Here is a 17,445-nt window from a genome sequence, read left to right as displayed (position 1 = left end):
AGGGAGGGGAAGGGGGGGGGGGGTGTTTTGTGTTGGGGTGGAAGCGGAGAGAGGGGGGGAGACCTTCCCTTTTTTCCGCCCCGGGGAGGGGGGGGGGGGGGGGGAACCCCCCCCCCCCCCGGCGCGCGTTTGCGTTCACGACCTGAAGTTGATCGTTGTGTGCCGGGGGAAGTGGGTGGTTCGGCATGGCCATGGTGGGACTGTTCTGGATGGCCGAGGGGGATGTGTACGTGGGGGCGAAGCCGTCCGGTCTCGCCGAAGGGGTGCGGCTGACCCCTGAGGGTGTGCTCCCGCTCGGAGACGGCCGGCCCGGCCTGCTGCTCTGGGAGGACGTGCGGTCGCTGACCATCGACGACGTCCCCGTCAAGACGCTGAAGCGGCACGTGGGCGCGGCGGTCGACATGGTCCTGTCGCTGGGCTTCGGGGGCGCCGACGACGCCCCGCTGATGACGGTCCGGGTCGGCGGCCCCGACGGCGACACGGAGCTGACGGCGTACACCGCGGCGGCGGTCGGCTACTCCCAGCGGGAGTTCGACCTCTCCCGCATGATCCTCGCCCGCCTGACCGAGGGCGCGGCCACACTGCACACGACGCTCGCGGTGATGTCGGAGTGGGGCCGCCGCCACGAGGGCGGCACCCCGCGCACGGCGGAGCGGGAGGCACTGCTCACGGAGTGGGCCGGGGTCTGACGCGGAGGGCGAGCGGGGCCGGGAGCGGGCTGCGGGCGGGCGCCGGGCCGTGCCCCGTCATGAGTGCCGGGCGTCCAGGAGGCCCGAGCGGCCGATGAGGTAGCCGAGCTGTGCCCGGCTGCCGCTGCCGAGCAGGGCGGCCAGCTTGGCGATGTGCACGCGGGCCGTGCGGATGTTCATGCCGAGCCGCGTGGCGATCTCGGCGTCGGTGAGCCCCTCGACGAGGAGGCCCGCTATGGCGTGCTGGCGGGCCGTGACGCCGTCCTTGGGCGGCTGGGGCGCGGCCTGCGGCCACATGGGCGTGGCGAGCCGCCACAGCCGCCAGAAGGTGGTGGCGAAGTGCTCGACCAGGGCGGGGTGGCGCACCTCCAGGGCGACGCTGCGGTCCTTGCTCGCCGGGATGAACGCCACGGTCCTGTCGAGCACGAAGAGCCGCTCGGTGACCTCGTCCATCGTCCGCGCCTCGGCGTCGCCCTGAAGGTGCTCGAAGTGGGCGAGCACGGGCAGGGAGTAGCGCGTGGGGTGCTGGTAGAGCGTCCGCATCCGGCAGCCGCGGCGGAGGATGGCCTGGTCGCGGGGGAAGACTTCGGCCAAGATCTCCGGCGGCCTGGCCCCGCCCGGCTGGACCGCGAGGAACTCCTCGGTGATGTCCTCCATGGCCCGCTCGATCGCGGAGTTGATCCGGTCGAGCCCGTCGAGGACGGTGATCGCGGGGGCCTTCGGCGTCACCGGGGGCGGCCCTGGTCGAGAATCCCCGACTGGGCGATGAGGTAGCCGAGCTGGGCGCGGCTGCCGCTGCCGAGGGCGGCGGCGATCTTGGCTATGTGGGCGCGGCAGGTGCGCACGTTCATGCCGAGCCGGCGCGCGATGGCCTCGTCGACGTGGCCCTCGATGAGGAGCTTGGCGATGGAACGCTGGACGCCGGTGATCCCGTCGGTGGACGGGGCGTACGGAACCTCGTCGAGCAGGGGCGTCGCCTTGTGCCACTGGTGCTCGAAGACCTTGGCCAGGTACTCCACGATGCCCGGGTGCCGGAGCTCCAGGGCGACCTGGCGGTCCTCCCGCGCGGGGATGAGCGCCACCGTGCGGTCGAAGATCATCAGCCGGTCGATCAGCTCTTCCAGGGTCCTGATGTGCACGTTGCCGTTGGCCATGCGTGCCGCGTAGGCCAGCGTCCCCTGGCTGTGCCGGACCGTGTGCTGGTAGAGGGTGCGCATGGTGATGCCGCGGTCGAGCACGGTCTGGCCGCGCTGCAACGCCACCGTGAGCGAGTCCTCGCTGCGGCCGCCGCCGGGCTGGGCCGTGAGGATCTCGTGGCGGCATTCGGCCGTGGCCCGCTCGATGGCGGCGTCGATGTGCCCGTCGTTCTCCAGCACCGTTATCGAGTGACCCGTCGGTTCGGTGCGCGCGGTGATGGCCATGAATGGCTCAAACAGATCGGTCAGCTGTACGGCGAGCCGCCGTCGGTCCTGTATTTCCCGTTCGATCGGATTGAGGCGTTGTGCGAGCGCCGCCGACGCGGGGATCGGGCGCAGCCAGTCGTTGTCGTCCGGATCGGGGTGCAGCAGGTTGGTTTCGAGCAGGCAGGGCGCGTTCTCGGCCTCCAGTCGCGCCAGGCGGCCACTGCTGAGCGCGCTGGCATAAAGCCTCGCACCCTCATCACAGAGCGGGGTCGAGGGGTGGGGATGTGCCGGTTTAGTGCTTGTTGTGATCAAATCTCCACCCCCCAGGGTCCTGAACGTGCAGGAACATGATGCATCGACCCTGTGGCTTTGACGTGCTCAATTGAGACATCGTCTTCTTGTGCCGGGGGAGAGGAACCTACCAAGTGAGGACGAAGCCGATCATGTTTAAGCGCATGCTTCGCTCGGTGCTTGTCACCACCTTCTCCGCAGGGCTGGCTTTGGGCGGGGTAACCATTCTCGATCTCTCCTGGAACAGCCAGCCGGCGGACGTCGCGACGGTGGCCGCACCGGGCTCGGATCTGTCGTGGAATGTGCTCCCGAAGGGAGGCGGCCGGGCGTGAGCACTCCCCCCGACGACCGCACCTTCCGCCGCGAGATGGCCACGGCCTACCGCTCGGGCTGGCACTTCATCGATCTTGTCACCGCGATCCCCCACCACGGTGACTCCTTGATGGTGACCCTGCTCGGTGAGCCGATCGTCGTCACCCGTGACGACGAGGAGGAGATCCGCGCCTACCGGTGCCTGCGGCGACCGCGAGGGGCACCCCAGCCCGTGCGGTGTGCCGTCCGGTACGGCATGGTCTTCGTCAATCTGGACCGACGTGACCACCGGATCATCGGAGAACAGGGCCCGGACACGGCCGACGTGTCCGACAGCATCACAGCCACCCCCCGCAGTGCCTGACGCGATTCCCCCGTCGTTGTAAATCGCGCAGGCACTTCCCCCAGCAGCGGCGTCACCGTGGACCTGAACACGGTGGCGCCGCTGTGGCGTGCGCGCACCCCCTGAGCGCATGTCATCGGCGCACGCCCCCGCGCGGCCTCACGCCTTGCCCATCGCCCGCGTCACCCGGATCTCGATCAGTACGCGGTCGGGGTTCGGGGACGGCCTGCGTTCGTAGCGCTCCTCGTAGCGCAGCTCCGCCGCCTCGATCAGCGCCGGCTCCGTCCTGACCGTCGCGATGCCCTCCAGCGTGGCCCAGCGCCGGCCCGCGTGCTGGCAGACCGCCACCCGCGCCCCGGGCCCGCCGTCGGCGCCCGCCGCCGCGAGAACGTGCGCGACCTTCCGGCTGGTCTTACGGGCGAGCACCCGCGCGACGCCCTCGGCCGGGTCGTACGTCACGCCGACCGGCACCACGTGCGGGGTGCCGTCCGGGCGCTGTGTCGTCAACGTGCACAGGTGCCGTTCGCGCCAGAAGCTGAGGTAGGGCTCGGGCGGGTCGCGCGGGTCGACCTGTCTGCTGGGTGGCTTGGTGCTCATGGTCCGGAACATAGCCGCCCGGCCTTACCCCGCTCGCCTTGAGTGGAATAGACTCAACTTTGTGCACGTTGACGTAGTCAGTGTGGACGGGCGGTACGGGGTACCCGGCGATACGGGTGCGCGTGGGCCCGGGTGAGTGGTTGGACCGTAAGGAGGAGAAGCGCACGTGGACGCAGAGCTGACCAACAGGAGCCGGGACGCGATCAACGCGGCCGGTGACCGTGCCGTGCACGACGGGCACGCCGACCTGACCCCGGCGCATCTGCTGCTGGCGCTGCTGGAGGGCAGGGAGAACGAGAACATCACCGACCTGCTCGCCGCGGCCGACGCCGACCAGGCGGCCGTGCGCGCCGACACCGAGCGGATTCTCGCCGCGCTGCCCAGCGTGACCGGGTCCACCGTGGCCCCGCCGCAGCCCGACCGCGAGCTGCTCGCCGTCATCGCCGACGCCTCGCGGCGCGCCAAGGAGCTGGGCGACGAGTACCTCTCGACCGAGCACCTGCTCATCGGCGTCGCGGCCAAGGGCGGCCGGGCCGGGGAGGCGCTGGCGAAGCGCGGCGCCACCGACAAGAAGCTTCTGAACGCGTTCGAGACGACAAGGGGAGGGCGCCGGGTGACCACACCCGACCCCGAAGGCCAGTACAAGGCCCTGGAGAAGTTCGGCACCGATTTCACCGCCGCGGCCCGCGAGGGCAGGCTCGACCCGGTCATCGGGCGGGACCAGGAGATCCGGCGGGTGGTCCAGGTGCTGTCACGCCGTACGAAGAACAACCCCGTGCTCATCGGCGAGCCCGGCGTCGGCAAGACCGCCGTCGTCGAGGGGCTCGCGCAGCGGATCGTGAAGGGGGACGTGCCGGAGTCGCTGAAGAACAAGCGGCTCGTCTCCCTCGACCTGGGCGCGATGGTCGCCGGTGCCAAGTACCGCGGCGAGTTCGAGGAGCGGCTCAAGACCGTCCTCTCCGAGATCAAGGGGAGCGACGGGCAGATCATCACGTTCATCGACGAGCTGCACACCGTCGTCGGCGCGGGCGCGGGCGGTGACTCCTCGATGGACGCGGGGAACATGCTCAAGCCGATGCTGGCCCGCGGTGAGCTGCGCATGGTCGGCGCCACCACCCTCGACGAGTACCGCGAGCGGATCGAGAAGGACCCCGCCCTGGAGCGCCGCTTCCAGCAGGTCCTGGTCGCCGAGCCGTCCGTCGAGGACTCCATCGCGATCCTGCGCGGACTCAAGGGGCGGTACGAGGCGCACCACAAGGTGCAGATCGCCGACAGCGCCCTGGTGGCCGCGGCGACGCTCTCCGACCGGTACATCACCTCGCGCTTCCTCCCCGACAAGGCCATCGACCTGGTCGACGAGGCGGCGTCCCGTCTTCGCATGGAGATCGACTCCTCGCCCGTGGAGATCGACGAGCTCCAGCGCGCCGTCGACCGGCTGCGCATGGAGGAGCTCGCGCTCAGCAAGGAGACCGACCCGGCGAGCAAGCAGCGCCTGGAGAAGCTGCGGCGCGACCTCGCCGACAAGGAGGAGGAGCTGCGCGGCCTCACCGCTCGCTGGGAGAAGGAGAAGCAGTCCCTCAACCGCGTCGGCGCCCTGAAGGAGAAGCTCGACGAGCTGCGCGGCCAGGCGGAGCGTGCCCAGCGCGACGGCGACTTCGACACCGCCTCCAAGCTGCTCTACGGAGAGATCCCGTCCCTGGAGCGCGATCTCGAAGCCGCGTCCGAGGCCGAGGAGGAGGCCGCGCAGGCCAAGGACACCATGGTCAAGGAGGAGGTCGGCCCGGACGACATCGCCGACGTCGTCGGGGCCTGGACCGGCATCCCCGCCGGACGCCTCCTCGAAGGGGAGACGCAGAAGCTCCTGCGCATGGAGGACGAGCTCGGCAAGCGGCTCATCGGGCAGCGCGAGGCGGTGACGGCGGTCTCCGACGCGGTGCGGCGCACCCGCGCGGGCATCGCCGACCCCGACCGGCCCACCGGTTCCTTCCTGTTCCTCGGCCCGACGGGCGTCGGCAAGACGGAGCTGGCCAAGGCCCTCGCGGACTTCCTCTTCGACGACGAGCGGGCCATGGTCCGCATCGACATGAGCGAGTACGGCGAGAAGCACAGCGTGGCCCGCCTGGTCGGCGCTCCCCCCGGCTACGTGGGCTACGAGGAGGGCGGCCAGCTCACCGAGGCGGTGCGGCGGCGCCCGTACAGCGTCGTGCTGCTCGACGAGGTGGAGAAGGCGCACCCGGAGGTCTTCGACGTCCTGCTCCAGGTGCTCGACGACGGGCGCCTCACCGACGGGCAGGGGCGGACGGTGGACTTCCGCAACACCATCCTGGTCCTGACGTCCAACCTGGGCAGCCAGTATCTGGTGGAGCCGCTCTCCTCCGAGGAGGAGAAGAAGCAGCAGGTCCTGGAGGTGGTGCGGGCGTCCTTCAAGCCGGAGTTCCTCAACCGGCTCGACGACCTGGTGGTCTTCTCGGCGCTCGGCAAGGACGAGCTGGCGCACATCGCGCGGCTCCAGATCGGCCGCCTCGCCGACCGCCTCGCCGAGCGGCGCCTCACCCTGGACATCACCCCCGACGCGCTCGCCTGGCTGGCGGACGAGGGCAACGACCCGGCGTACGGGGCGCGCCCGCTGCGCCGCCTCATCCAGACGGCGATCGGCGACCGCCTCGCGAAGGAGATCCTCGCGGGCGAGGTCAAGGACGGCGACACGGTCCGGGTGGACCGCTTCGAGGACGGCCTGATCGTGGGCCCGGCCACGGGGTCGCCCACGGGCAAGACCCTGTGACCGGTCGGCAGACGGTGGAAACAGGGCAGACGCGGTGCCGGGGTTGCTATCGGGGGCCCCTCCTGGGAGAGGATGGCGGAATCCGTACGAAGGGACCACGCACGTGAGCATCGACCCGTCCTCGATTCCGAATTTCGGGGGCCAGCCCGAACCGCAGCAGGGAGCAGGACCGGCGGGCCCCGTCGTCCCCGACCAGGACCTGGTCAAGCAGCTCCTGGACCAGATGGAGCTCAAGCACGTCGTCGACGACGAGGGTGACCTCGCGGCGCCGTGGGAGGACTTCCGCACGTACTTCATGTTCCGCGGCGAGGACGACCAGCAGGTCTTCTCGGTGCGGACGTTCTACGACCGGCCCCACCAGATCGAGCAGAAGCAGCAGCTCCTGGAGTCGATCGACGACTGGAACCGCCGGACGCTGTGGCCGAAGGTCTACAGCCACACGCACGACGACGGCACGGTCCGCCTGATCGGCGAGGCCCAGATGCTGATCGGCACTGGAGTCTCCCTGGAGCACTTCGTGTCCTCGACCGTCAGCTGGGTGCGCGCCGCGATCGAGTTCGACCGCTGGCTCGTCGAGCAGCTCGGCCTGGAGTCCGAGGTGGATTCCGCCGAGGACGAGAAGCCGGGCGACGACGAGGCCTGAGGGCCCGTACCTCCTGTACGGCCGGAGCCCGGCCGGGGCGCGAAGACCCCGGCCGGGCTCTCGTCGTGCCGCGGCCGGGCGGTCTCAGCCCGCCAGTGACTTCAGGCGGGCGACCGCCTCCTCCAGGACCGGGATCCGCTTGCAGAAGGCGAAGCGGACGAAGGGGGCGCCCGCGTCGCGGTGGTCGTAGAAGACGGCGTTCGGGATGGCCACGACGCCCGCACGCTCCGGCAGTGAGCGGCAGAAGGCGAAGCCGTCGCCCCCGTGGGAGAGGCCGTCCCCCAGCGGGCGGATGTCCGTCGTCACGAAGTAGGTGCCCGCCGGGCGGTAGACGCCGAAGCCCGCGGCGGTCAGGCCCTCGCTGAGCAGGTCGCGCTTGGCCCGCATGTCCGCCCGGAGGCCGGCGAAGAAGGAGCCGGGCAGCGCGAGCGCCTCGGCGACGGCGTACTGGAAGGGCCCCGCGGACACGAAGGTGAGGTACTGCTTCGCCGAGCGGACCGCCGCGACCAGCTCGGGCGACGACGTCAGCCAGCCCACCTTCCAGCCGGTGAACGAGAACGTCTTGCCGGCGGACCCGATGGTGACCGTGCGCTCGCGCATGCCGGGGAAGGAGGCGAGCGGGATGTGCTCGGCGTCGTCGAAGACGAGGTGTTCGTAGACCTCGTCGGTGACGACGAGCAGGTCGCGCTCGACGGCGAGCTTCGCGATCTCCGCCAGCTCGGCCCGGGTGAGGACCGTGCCGGTCGGGTTGTGCGGGGTGTTGAGCAGCAGCAGCCGGGTGCGGGGCGTGACGGCGTCGCGCAGCTCGTCCAGGTCGAGGTGGAAGCGGCCGTCCCGCGGGCGCAGGGTGACCGGGACGCGGGTGCCGCCGGCGAGGGCGATGGCGGCGGCGTACGAGTCGTAGTAGGGCTCCAGGGCGATGACCTCGTCGCCCGGCTCGACCAGGGCGAGCAGGGACGCCGCGATGGCCTCGGTCGCGCCCGCCGTCACGAGGACCTCGCGGTCCGGGTCGTACGAGAGGGAGTAGCGGGAGAGCTGGTGTCCGGTGATGGCCGTGCGCAGCTCCGGGACGCCGGGGCCCGGCGGGTACTGGTTGCCGCGGCCGTCGCGCAGCGCCCGTACCGCCGCCTCCCGGACGGCCTCGGGACCGTCGGTGTCCGGGAAGCCCTGGCCCAGGTTGATCGCGCCCGTGGTCACCGCGAGGGCGGACATCTCGGCGAAGATCGTCGTACCGAACTCGGTCAGGCGGCGGTTGAGCAGCGGGCGCCCGCTCCCGGAAGTGGAGGTCATGGCGGCCATCCTGCGCCGAACCTCTGGACTTCCTCAACTCTGCTTTGGGGCGCGGCGGGTCCGGGCATCCCCCTGTCACGCGAGAGCGAGGGCCCACGGGGGACCCGCTGCGGGGGAACGGGAAGGAGCGTGGTGGCCGTGATCGGGGCCTTCATCTTCATCGGAGTGATCATCTTCGTGCTGGCCGCGGTGGCCGGGCGGCGCGGGAGCGGCAGGAAGCGCGCGCACGCGGGGGTCGGCTCGGGCACCTCGCCGGGCGGTGTGGGGGGCGGTAGCTGGTGGGCCGGTGACTCGGGCGGCGGCGACTCCGGCGGTGGCTCTTCCTGCGGTGGCGGATCCTCGTGCGGGGGCGGTTCCTCGTGCGGGGGTGGCGGGGGTGGCGGGGGAGGATGCGGCGGAGGCAGCTGACACGGGGCAGCTGGTCCACCGATCCCAGAGCGTCCGGCAGGAAGGCAACTTCCGCCGGGCGCTTCGTCGTTGGCGGTGCCGTGCCGGGTGGCCGCGGTACGTGGTGCGGCGGGGGGCGTGTTCGAGATGCCGCACGGCGCGAGGCGCATTGAACAGTTGAACTGCGCATCCCCCGGGGGTGGAAAGCGCATGAAGTTGGGTAAAAGTGCTGTGGCAGTGTCGCCGACCATGATTACCTCGTCAGTCAGCACGCCCTCAGAGGTCCGTCACAGGTTTCAGGGTCCGATACCGGGACATCCGTATGTGACGTGCTCGTGGGCACGAGCCGGTATTTCGGTGTCCCGGGTCCGATCCGGTGCGCCGGTCCCCCCTCCATTGCGTGTTAGCGGAGCCGACCCATGCTCACGACCTTGAAGACTGTCTATACCGACACGCGCGCCGAGGACCTCGCATGGGCCCTCGGCCGCGAGCCTCTGCCCGCTCTGGCCACCCTCGAACTCGAACTGGCCGGAGCGAGAATGGAGTTGAGGCTGCTCGGCGCCTCGCACCAGGTCCTCCTGGAGCAGGAGCGCGGCACGTGCTCCGAGACCGTGGCCTGCATCCCCGGCAGCAGCACACCGCTCCCGCTGGGCGTCTCCAAGCGCGTGGGCGAGTGGGAGTACGAGTTCGCCGCGCGCGTCGAGACGCTGTCGCGCGGCCAATTCGCCGGGCGCGCGCAGGAGTTGCTCGCCCTGGTCGCCGAGCACCCGCACGGTCTGGCCGGGGTCTTCCCCGGCAGCCCGCACGCCTTCACCGCCCTGCTCGCGCGGCGGCGCGAGGGCTCGGTGATGTGGCGGACGTGGCACGCCTACCCGCAGGAGGGCCAGTTGGTGGCCACGCGGACCAGGGTCGGCGTGCGGATGCCGCTGCCCGCCGCGCTCTGAATCCGGCGAAGCCGCGTCTACACCTCCGCCGGGTCATTTACACCCTTGTGGGTGACTTGGCGGCAGACTGTGGTGTCGTAGCGTTCCTGGCGTGATCGAGCCGTCGGTGCCGTTGCCGGTATCGCCCCGGGCGGGACGTTTCCTCGTCCTCGTGGGCGTGTTCGTCTGCGCCGCCTGCGGACTCGTGTACGAACTCGAACTGGTCGCGCTCGCCGCGTACTTGATCGGCGATTCGGTCACCCAGGCCTCGGTCGTGCTCTCCGTGATGGTCTTCGCGATGGGCATCGGCTCGCTGCTCGCCAAGCGGCTGCGGTGCCGCGCCTCCGCCTCGTTCGGCCTCCTGGAGGCGGCCCTCGCCCTGGTCGGCGGATGCAGCGCCATGGCGGTGTACGCGGCGTTCGCGTGGACCGGCGACGAGGGCGAGGCGTGGGCGGGCGGCCCGCGGCTGCTGCTGGTCGTGTTCTCCCTGGTCATCGGCATCCTCATCGGCGCTGAGGTGCCGCTCCTCATGGTGCTCATCCAGCGCGTCCGGCGCCAGGAGGCGAGCGGCGCCGTCGCCGACCTCTTCGCCGCCGACTACGTGGGCGCGCTGGCCGGCGGCCTCGCCTTCCCCTTCCTGCTGCTCCCGATGTTCGGCCAGCTCACCGGCGCCCTGTTCACCGGGGCCGTCAACACGCTCGCGGGCGGCGCGCTCGTCCTCGGCCTCTTCCGGCACGACCTGAGCCCGCGTGCCCGCTGGATGCTGCTCACGGCCAACGTCCTGGTCCTCTCCCTGCTCGCCACGGCCGCCGTCCTCGTCGACGACTTCGAGCGGGCCGCGCGCCGGGCGGTGTACGGCGCCGAGGTGCGGGTCGCCGTCCGGACGGACGTGCAGGAGGTCGTCCTCACCGGCGGCGACCGGCGCTCCCTCGGCCTGTACCTCGACGGACGGCTGCGGATCAGCGGCCGCGACGAGCACCGGTACCACGAGGGGCTCGTCCAGCCGGCGATGAGCGGACCCCACGCACGCGTGCTGATCCTCGGCGGCGGCGACGGTCTCGCCGTGCGCGAGGTGCTGCGCCACCGCGGGGTGCGCCGCGTCGACGTCGTCGAGCTGGACGCGGGCGTCGTCGACCTGGCGCGGCACGACCCGGCCCTGAGCGCGCTCAACGGCCACGCGTACCGCGACCCCCGGGTGCGGGTGGTGACCGCTGACGCCTTCCGCTGGCTGCGCGCCGCGCGCGGCTCGTACGACGTGGTGATCTCCGATCTGCCGGACCCGGGCATCACGGCGAGCACGAAGCTGTACTCCCAGGAGTTCTACGGCCTCGCCACCCGCGTCCTCGCCCCCGGCGGCCGGATCTCCGTGCACGCGGGGCCCGTGACGACCAGGCCGCGGGTCTTCTGGACGGTGGAGACGACGCTCAGGGCGGCGGGCCTGCGGACCGTGCCGTACCGGGTGGGAGGCCGCCGGCCGGGGTTCGCCGCGGGGCCCGACCGCACCTCGGAGGGGGTGCGGGCGGCGCGCGACTGGGGCTTCGTGCTCGCCTCGCGGGCGTGCCCCGTGCTGGCCGGCGCCAAGCGGACGGCGGTGGTGCGCGCGGGGGCCCGCGAGGTGCGGCGGACCAGGGTGCCGGGCCTGGTGGCGTCCACCCTGGTGCATCCGCGTTACGCGAACTGACGTATCCGCTGCGCCGAACCGCCGCACATAGTGGCGGGTGCGTGGGTAGGCTCGATTGTCATGGAGCATGAGGTGTTCGTTCCGGTTCCGGCGACGCGTCTCCGGCAGGTCCTCGCAGATCCCGAACGGGTCGCGGGGGCGGTGCCCGGGCTTCAGCGCGACGCCGAGGACGCGGCGGGTCCGCTCTCCGGGCGCCTGAAGGTGCGCGTCGGCGGGCATTCGATCACGTACCGCGGGTCGGCGACGACCACCGCCCGCGGCGACGGGACGTACGCCATCGAGGGCGAGGCGACCGAGGCGCGCGGTTCCGGTTCCGTCCGGCTCTCCCTGACCGTACGGATCGAACCGGCCATGGCCGGGGCGACCCTCGTCTTCGGCGGGACGGCCGGCGCGGACGGGCGCATCACCGAGGAGAACACCCCCCAGGCGGTCGAGTCGGCCGTGCTGCGGCTCCTCGACCGGTTCGCCGAGGGGCTGGCGGCGGCGGCGCCCGCGGACTCCGGGCCGCCGCGGGACGCCGCGGGAACCGGCGCGGGGGCGGGCGAGGAGACGGACCGGGACGAGGGCTTGGACGACGCGCTCGACGCACTCGACGCACACGACGGCCAAGACGGGCTCGACGGCCATGACGGGCTCGACGCACATGACGGGCTCGACGCGCACGAGGCGCTCGACCTCGACGACCTGGACGAACTGACCGAGCTGGACGACGCGGACGGGCCCGAGCGGCTCGACGAGATGGGTGACGTCGAGGACATCGACGTACCGCCCGCCGAGGCCGCGCACGCCCGCCGCACCATGATCGGCCGCAGCGCCGAGGAGGTCGACCACGCCCCGCCCCGCGGCCGGTACGCGCCCGCGCCCGCCGCCGAGTCGCTGACCGCGGGCGCCACGCTCCGCTGGGCCGCGCCCGCGGCGGCCCTGGCGGTGGCGTCCGCCATCGTGGTCGGAAGGGCCCTGCGCCGCCGCCGCTGAGCCCGCACGCCGTAGGGTCGCCACGTGAGTACCAAAGACGTGACCCTGACCGCGGGCGACGCGGAAGTGACGGTGCAGCCGGGCAACGGCTGCCGCATCGGAAGTCTGCGCATCGGCGGCGTCGAGCTGCTGCGGCAGGGGCAGAAGTACGGCTCCTTCCCCATGGCGCCCTGGTGCGGCCGGATCAGGGACGGCCGGTTCCGCGACGGGGCGGTGGTCCACCAGATGCCGCTGAACTCCCCGCCGCACGCCATCCACGGCTTCGCGCGGGACGCCGAGTGGCGCACGGCCCGCGCCTCGGACACCGAGGCCGTCTTCACCTACGACCTCGCCGACCCCTGGCCATACCCGGGGCGCGTCACGCAGATCGTGGAGCTCGCCGAGGAGTCGCTGACGCTGCGCCTCGGCATCGAGACGTACGGCGACTCCTTCCCCGCGCAGGCGGGCTGGCACCCGTGGTTCAACCGTTCCCTGGAGGGCGGCGGCGACCCCGTACGCATCGACTTCACCCCCGCCTGGCAGGAGGAGCGCGGCGCCGACCACCTGCCGACCGGCCGGCGGATCGACCCGCAGCCCGGCCCCCGGGACGACTGCTTCGGCATGCCCGACGGCGTCGACGTCACGCTGACCTGGCCAGAGCGGCTCGAAGTCAACGTCACGAGCCGTGAGCAGTGGGTCGTCGTCTACGACGAGCAGGAGGCCGCGGTGTGCGTGGAACCGCAGACCGGGCCGCCGGACGGGCTCAACACCGCGCCCCGCCTGGTGACCCCGATCGAGCCCCTGGAGACGTCCACCACGTGGACCTGGCGACGGCTTTAAGCTTCTGTGCATGACTGACGTACGCGGCGAGCTGCTGCAGCAGATCAAGGACAAGGCCGTCGTGCACGGCAAGGTGACGCTCTCCTCCGGCCTGGAGGCCGACTACTACATCGACCTCCGCCGGATCACCCTCGACGGGGAGGCCGCCCCGCTGGTCGGCCAGGTCCTGCTGGACCTCACCGCGGACCTCGACTTCGACGCCGTGGGCGGCCTGACCATGGGCGCCGACCCCGTCGCGGGCGCGATGCTGCACGCCTCCGCCGCGCGCGGCAGGCGCCTGGACGCCTTCGTGGTCCGCAAGGCCGCCAAGGCGCACGGCATGCAGCGCCGCGTCGAGGGCCCCGACATCAAGGGCCGCCGCGTCCTGGTCGTCGAGGACACCTCCACCACCGGCGGCTCCCCGCTGACCGCCGTCGAGGCCGTCCGCGAGGCGGGCGCCGAGGTCGTCGGCGTCGCCACGATCGTGGACCGCGCCACCGGCGCCGGCGAGAAGATCACCGAGGGCGCGGGGGTGCCGTACCTCTTCGCGTACTCCAAGGACGACCTGGGCCTGGACTGACGTCCGAGTCCGCTCCGGCGGCCGAGTCTGGAAGGATGGGGGCGACAATGTCGTCGCCCCCAGGTCAGGGTCAAGCAGCACAGCACCCACCCGCACATCACAAGGAGCGGACACATGCCCATCGCAACTCCCGAGGTCTACAACGAGATGCTCGACCGGGCGAAGGCAGGCAAGTTCGCCTACCCGGCCATCAACGTGACGTCCTCGCAGACCCTGCACGCCGCACTGCGCGGGTTCGCGGAGGCCGAGAGCGACGGCATCATCCAGATCTCCACGGGTGGTGCGGAGTTCCTGGGCGGCCAGTACAGCAAGGACATGGTGACCGGCGCGGTCGCGCTCGCCGAGTTCGCGCACATCGTCGCCGCGAAGTACGACGTGACGGTCGCGCTGCACACCGACCACTGTCCCAAGGACAAGCTGGACACGTACGTCCGTCCGCTGATCGACGTCTCCGCCGAGCGCGTCGCGCAGGGCCGCAACCCGCTCTTCCAGTCGCACATGTGGGACGGCTCCGCCGAGACCCTGGCCGACAACCTGGCCATCGGCCAGGAGCTGCTCGCCAAGGCCGCCGCCGCGAAGATCATCCTTGAGGTGGAGATCACGCCGACCGGTGGCGAGGAGGACGGCGTCACCCACGAGATCAACGACGAGCTGTACACCACCGTCGACGACGCGATCCGCACCGCCGAGGCCCTGGGCCTGGGCGAGAAGGGCCGCTATCTGCTGGCCGCCTCCTTCGGCAACGTGCACGGCGTCTACAAGCCGGGCAACGTCGTGCTGCGTCCGGAGCTCCTGAAGGACCTCCAGGAGGGCGTCGGCTCGAAGTACGGCAAGACCTCGCCGTTCGACTTCGTCTTCCACGGCGGCTCCGGCTCGACCGCCGAGGAGATCGCGACCGCCCTGGAGAACGGCGTCGTGAAGATGAACCTCGACACCGACACCCAGTACGCCTTCACGCGGCCCGTCGCCGACCACATGTTCAGCAACTACGACGGCGTTCTGAAGGTCGACGGCGAGGTCGGCTCGAAGAAGACGTACGACCCGCGCACCTGGGGCAAGCTGGCCGAGGCCGGCATGGCCAAGCGCGTCACCGAGGCCTGCGCGAACCTGCGCTCCACGGGCACGAAGCTGAAGTAACCCCCTCGCGTTCCGCGGGTACGCGGCTGAAGCGGCACCCCGCGTTCCACGGGTGCGAAGGCCCCGGGTCGGTGACCCGGGGCCTTCGTCGTACGGGCATGCCGCAGACTTGGTCCCATGGCCATTCACAAGGATCTGCTCGGGGGACCGCCCCCGACCCACCTGCCCGACGACCCGGAGCCGCGCGAGCTTCTCGCGAACGGCGCCGATCCCGCCGACGTCGCCGCGAAGTACCCGACGTCCTCGCTCGCCTGGGCGCAGCTCGCCGACGCGGCGTTCGAGCGGGGCAGCGTCGTCGAGTCGTACGCGTACGCCCGTACGGGATACCACCGGGGGCTCGACTCCCTGCGCCGCAGCGGCTGGAAGGGCCACGGGCCCGTGCCGTGGGAGCACGAGCCCAACCGCGGCTTCCTGCGGGCCCTGCACGGCCTCGCGCGGGCCGCGCAGTCCATCGGCGAGCAGGAGGAGTACGAGCGCTGCGCCGGCTTCCTGCGCGACTCCTCGCAGACGGCGGCGGAGACGCTGGGCTAGTTCCAGCGCTCGGGAGGGCCCGCGGCAGTGCACCGCGGGTCCGCCCGGCCGTGTCTAGTGCAGCGTGCCGAGCAGCCCTGCGTCGTAGGGCGTCGCCTCGGCCAGGCGGCCGGAGACCGCCTTGTCGGCCCACTCCGGGTCGCTGATCAGCGAACGGCCCACCGCGATCATGTCGAACTCGTCCCGCTCCATGCGGTCGAGGAGCAGGTCGATGCCGGTGGACGCGGATTCCCTGGCGAAGCCCTGCGGGCCCACGAACTCCTTGTCGAGGCCGACCGAGCCGACGGACAGCGTGGCCTTGCCGGTGAGCTTCTTGATCCAGCCCGCGAGGTTGAGGTCGTCGCCCTCGAACTCGGGGAGCCAGTAGCGGCGCGTGGAGGCGTGGAAGGCGTCGACGCCCGCGGCGGCCAGCGGGGCGAGCAGGGCGTCGAGTTCGGCCGGTTCCTCCGCGAGCTTCGCGTCGAAGGCGTTGGCCTTCCACTGGGAGAGGCGGAAGATCACGGGGAACGTCGGCGAGACCGCCGCGCGCACCGCCTCGACGATCTCCTGGGCGAAGCGGGTGCGGGAGGCGAGGCCGCCGCCGTAGCCGTCGGTGCGGCGGTTGGTGCGGCCCCAGAGGAACTGGTCGATGAGGTAGCCGTGGGCGCCGTGCAGTTCGACGCCGTCGAAGCCGATCCGCTCGGCGGCGGCCGCGCTGCCGGCGAAGGCGGCGATCACCGCGTCGAGGTCCGCGCCCGTCATCGCGTGGCCCTTGGCCTCGCCGTCGAGGCCGAGGCCGGAGGGGCCCGCAGGGGGCGCTGAGGGGATCGGGCCCTGGCCCTCGTCGCGGGTGGCGCCCACGTGCCAGAGCTGCGGGACGATCCGGCCGCCGGCCGCGTGCACGGCTTCGGCGACCCCGCGCCAGCCCGCGAGCGCCGCGTCGCCGTAGAAGTGCGGGACGCGGTGGCTGCTGCCCGCCGAGGGGTGGTCGACGTACGTGCCCTCGGTGACGATCAGGCCGACGCCGCCGGCCGCGCGGCGGGCGTAGTACTGGGCGACGTCCTCGCCGGGCACGCCCTCCGGCGAGAACTCGCGGGTCATGGGGGCCATGGCGATGCGGTTGCGCAGGGTGAGGCCGTTGATGTCGAAGGGGCGGCCGAGGACGCGGGCGGCCCGCTCGGCGCCTCCGGCCGTCGCCGCCGTCGCTGCTTCCGTTGTCGCTCCCGTGGCTTCCGTCGCTTCCGTGGCTTCCATGCGGCCCTCCAGGGCTCTGGTGCGGTTCTTCGATAGATTCGTTAGAGCTGACAGCACCGTAACGCCTTTGGTCATTTTGGTGCGGAGGCGGGTACCGTGAAGGGCATGAACCGGCCCGCGTCCGAGCGTTACTGCCTGACCCCCGCGCCCGGCGGCCTCGTCCTCGTCCAGGAGCTCCTGAACACCGCGCCCGCCGACCGCTTCGCCTCCGCCGGCCTGCCCGATCTGCTGGCCGACGGCTCGCTCGGCGTGGCCCAGGAGTGGGCCGACCAGGCGATGCGCGACTGGGCAAGGGAGACGGGCAGGGCCGGCGTGAAGCTCGTGCTGACCGATGACGACCTGCCCCAGCTGCGGTGTCTGCGGGACCAGGTGCGGCGCGCGCTCACCGCCGGGGAGTGCGGCGAAGGCGCGGTGCGCTTCACGTCCGCGCCGGTCGTCGTCGTGCTCGCGGGCGACGGCACCCTCACCGTGGAGCCGGAGGGCGCGGGCGCCCACTGGCTGGCCTCCGCGGTCCTCGCCGAGGCGCTGCTCGCCCAGGCGTCGGACGTCTGGCGCCGGCTGAAGATCTGCCGCAACGCGCCCTGTTCCGCCGCGTTCTACGACCGCTCCCGCAACAACAGCGGCGTCTGGCACTCGGTCCGCGGCTGCGGCAACGCCGCCCACCTGCGCGCCTGCCGGGAGCGCCGCCGCGGCCAGGCATGAGCGCCTCCGGCGATGCGATGAAAGCTACGTAGATCGTTAGGTGCTGTCCAGCAGGGATCGCCTTGCCGATTCGGGGAAAGTTACGGAGGATTCCGGTGGGGACCGGGGCCCCCGTGTCGGTAACGGCAGGGGCGGACCGCTACCCGGA

At 71.9% G+C, this 17,445-nt stretch carries 17 protein-coding genes and 1 pseudogene; 13 read left to right on the top strand and 5 right to left on the bottom strand.

Translation table 11 applies throughout. The features are described from left to right. Positions 1 to 185: 185 nt before the first annotated feature. Positions 186 to 689, top strand: coding sequence for a hypothetical protein (locus tag ACZ6JY_RS05050; protein ID WP_469192344.1), 504 nt, complete (start codon positions 186 to 188; stop codon positions 687 to 689). Positions 690 to 746: 57 nt separating this feature from the next. Here the strand turns inward: ACZ6JY_RS05050 and ACZ6JY_RS05045 are convergent. After that, positions 747 to 1,415: pseudogene (locus ACZ6JY_RS05045) on the bottom strand (helix-turn-helix transcriptional regulator); the annotation flags it as partial. Then, positions 1,415 to 2,404 (bottom strand): helix-turn-helix transcriptional regulator, encoded by a 990-nt coding sequence (locus tag ACZ6JY_RS05040; protein WP_469192342.1) that lies wholly within the window; start codon positions 2,402 to 2,404, stop codon positions 1,415 to 1,417. The pseudogene ACZ6JY_RS05045 and the gene ACZ6JY_RS05040, both read right to left, overlap by 1 nt. Positions 2,405 to 2,535: 131 nt before the next feature. Here ACZ6JY_RS05040 and ACZ6JY_RS05035 point away from each other — a divergent pair, with 131 nt between their 5' ends. Together ACZ6JY_RS05035 and ACZ6JY_RS05030 are read left to right on the top strand one after the other, a co-directional pair. After that, complete coding sequence (locus tag ACZ6JY_RS05035) at positions 2,536 to 2,715, top strand: hypothetical protein (protein ID WP_447038371.1); 180 nt, start codon at positions 2,536 to 2,538, stop codon at positions 2,713 to 2,715. Continuing rightward, positions 2,712 to 3,059 (top strand): hypothetical protein, encoded by a 348-nt coding sequence (locus ACZ6JY_RS05030; RefSeq protein ID WP_469192340.1) that lies wholly within the window; start codon positions 2,712 to 2,714, stop codon positions 3,057 to 3,059. The genes ACZ6JY_RS05035 and ACZ6JY_RS05030 overlap by 4 nt, the downstream gene beginning before the upstream one ends. 138 nt (positions 3,060 to 3,197) lie before the next feature. Here the strand turns inward: ACZ6JY_RS05030 and ACZ6JY_RS05025 are convergent, their stop codons facing one another. After that, positions 3,198 to 3,635 carry a pyridoxamine 5'-phosphate oxidase family protein gene (locus ACZ6JY_RS05025; protein ID WP_469192338.1) on the bottom strand — a complete coding sequence of 146 codons (438 nt, stop codon included), beginning with the start codon at positions 3,633 to 3,635 and terminating at the stop codon, positions 3,198 to 3,200. Positions 3,636 to 3,801: 166 nt separating this feature from the next. Here ACZ6JY_RS05025 and clpB point away from each other — a divergent pair, with 166 nt between their 5' ends. Next, complete coding sequence (clpB, locus tag ACZ6JY_RS05020) at positions 3,802 to 6,417, top strand: ATP-dependent chaperone ClpB (protein WP_469192336.1); 2,616 nt, start codon at positions 3,802 to 3,804, stop codon at positions 6,415 to 6,417. A gap of 103 nt (positions 6,418 to 6,520) precedes the next feature. Then, positions 6,521 to 7,060, top strand: coding sequence for a type III secretion system chaperone family protein (locus tag ACZ6JY_RS05015; protein ID WP_469192334.1), 540 nt, complete (start codon positions 6,521 to 6,523; stop codon positions 7,058 to 7,060). 84 nt (positions 7,061 to 7,144) lie between these two features. Here the strand turns inward: ACZ6JY_RS05015 and ACZ6JY_RS05010 are convergent, their stop codons facing one another. Further along, entirely contained in the window at positions 7,145 to 8,350 is a 1,206-nt protein-coding gene (locus ACZ6JY_RS05010) for a pyridoxal phosphate-dependent aminotransferase (protein ID WP_469192332.1), read from the bottom strand. A gap of 806 nt (positions 8,351 to 9,156) precedes the next feature. Here ACZ6JY_RS05010 and ACZ6JY_RS05005 point away from each other — a divergent pair. From ACZ6JY_RS05005 to ACZ6JY_RS04975, 7 genes are all read left to right on the top strand, one after another. Next, positions 9,157 to 9,681 carry a DUF2617 family protein gene (locus ACZ6JY_RS05005; RefSeq protein WP_469192330.1) on the top strand — a complete coding sequence of 175 codons (525 nt, stop codon included), beginning with the start codon at positions 9,157 to 9,159 and terminating at the stop codon, positions 9,679 to 9,681. Between the two features lie 91 nt (positions 9,682 to 9,772). Continuing rightward, positions 9,773 to 11,341 carry a polyamine aminopropyltransferase gene (locus ACZ6JY_RS05000; RefSeq protein ID WP_469192328.1) on the top strand — a complete coding sequence of 523 codons (1,569 nt, stop codon included), beginning with the start codon at positions 9,773 to 9,775 and terminating at the stop codon, positions 11,339 to 11,341. Positions 11,342 to 11,401: 60 nt separating this feature from the next. Next, the gene (locus tag ACZ6JY_RS04995; protein WP_469192326.1) at positions 11,402 to 12,316 is read left to right on the top strand and encodes an SRPBCC family protein; all 915 of its coding nucleotides are present in this window, start codon (positions 11,402 to 11,404) and stop codon (positions 12,314 to 12,316) included. A 24-nt stretch (positions 12,317 to 12,340) separates the two neighbouring features. Continuing rightward, a complete protein-coding gene (locus ACZ6JY_RS04990; RefSeq protein ID WP_469192324.1) occupies positions 12,341 to 13,135 on the top strand; it encodes an aldose epimerase family protein in 795 nt (264 codons plus the stop codon). A 10-nt stretch (positions 13,136 to 13,145) separates the two neighbouring features. Then, a complete protein-coding gene (gene pyrE, locus ACZ6JY_RS04985; protein WP_358709961.1) occupies positions 13,146 to 13,694 on the top strand; it encodes an orotate phosphoribosyltransferase in 549 nt (182 codons plus the stop codon). A gap of 114 nt (positions 13,695 to 13,808) precedes the next feature. Next, complete coding sequence (gene fbaA / locus ACZ6JY_RS04980; protein WP_447038361.1) at positions 13,809 to 14,831, top strand: class II fructose-bisphosphate aldolase; 1,023 nt, start codon at positions 13,809 to 13,811, stop codon at positions 14,829 to 14,831. Positions 14,832 to 14,948: 117 nt separating this feature from the next. Continuing rightward, a complete protein-coding gene (locus ACZ6JY_RS04975; RefSeq protein ID WP_447038360.1) occupies positions 14,949 to 15,362 on the top strand; it encodes a DUF3151 domain-containing protein in 414 nt (137 codons plus the stop codon). Positions 15,363 to 15,416: 54 nt separating this feature from the next. Here the strand turns inward: ACZ6JY_RS04975 and ACZ6JY_RS04970 are convergent, their stop codons facing one another. Continuing rightward, on the bottom strand, positions 15,417 to 16,595 hold the full coding sequence (locus ACZ6JY_RS04970) for an NADH:flavin oxidoreductase (RefSeq protein ID WP_469192322.1): 1,179 nt from the start codon (positions 16,593 to 16,595) through the stop codon (positions 15,417 to 15,419). Positions 16,596 to 16,700: 105 nt separating this feature from the next. Here ACZ6JY_RS04970 and ACZ6JY_RS04965 point away from each other — a divergent pair, with 105 nt between their 5' ends. After that, complete coding sequence (locus ACZ6JY_RS04965; protein ID WP_469192320.1) at positions 16,701 to 17,297, top strand: CGNR zinc finger domain-containing protein; 597 nt, start codon at positions 16,701 to 16,703, stop codon at positions 17,295 to 17,297. The last annotated feature ends 148 nt before the right edge of the window (positions 17,298 to 17,445 follow it).

The organism is Streptomyces sp. NPDC046335, assembly GCF_055587985.1.
This window is presented reverse-complemented; position numbering and strand designations above follow the sequence as displayed.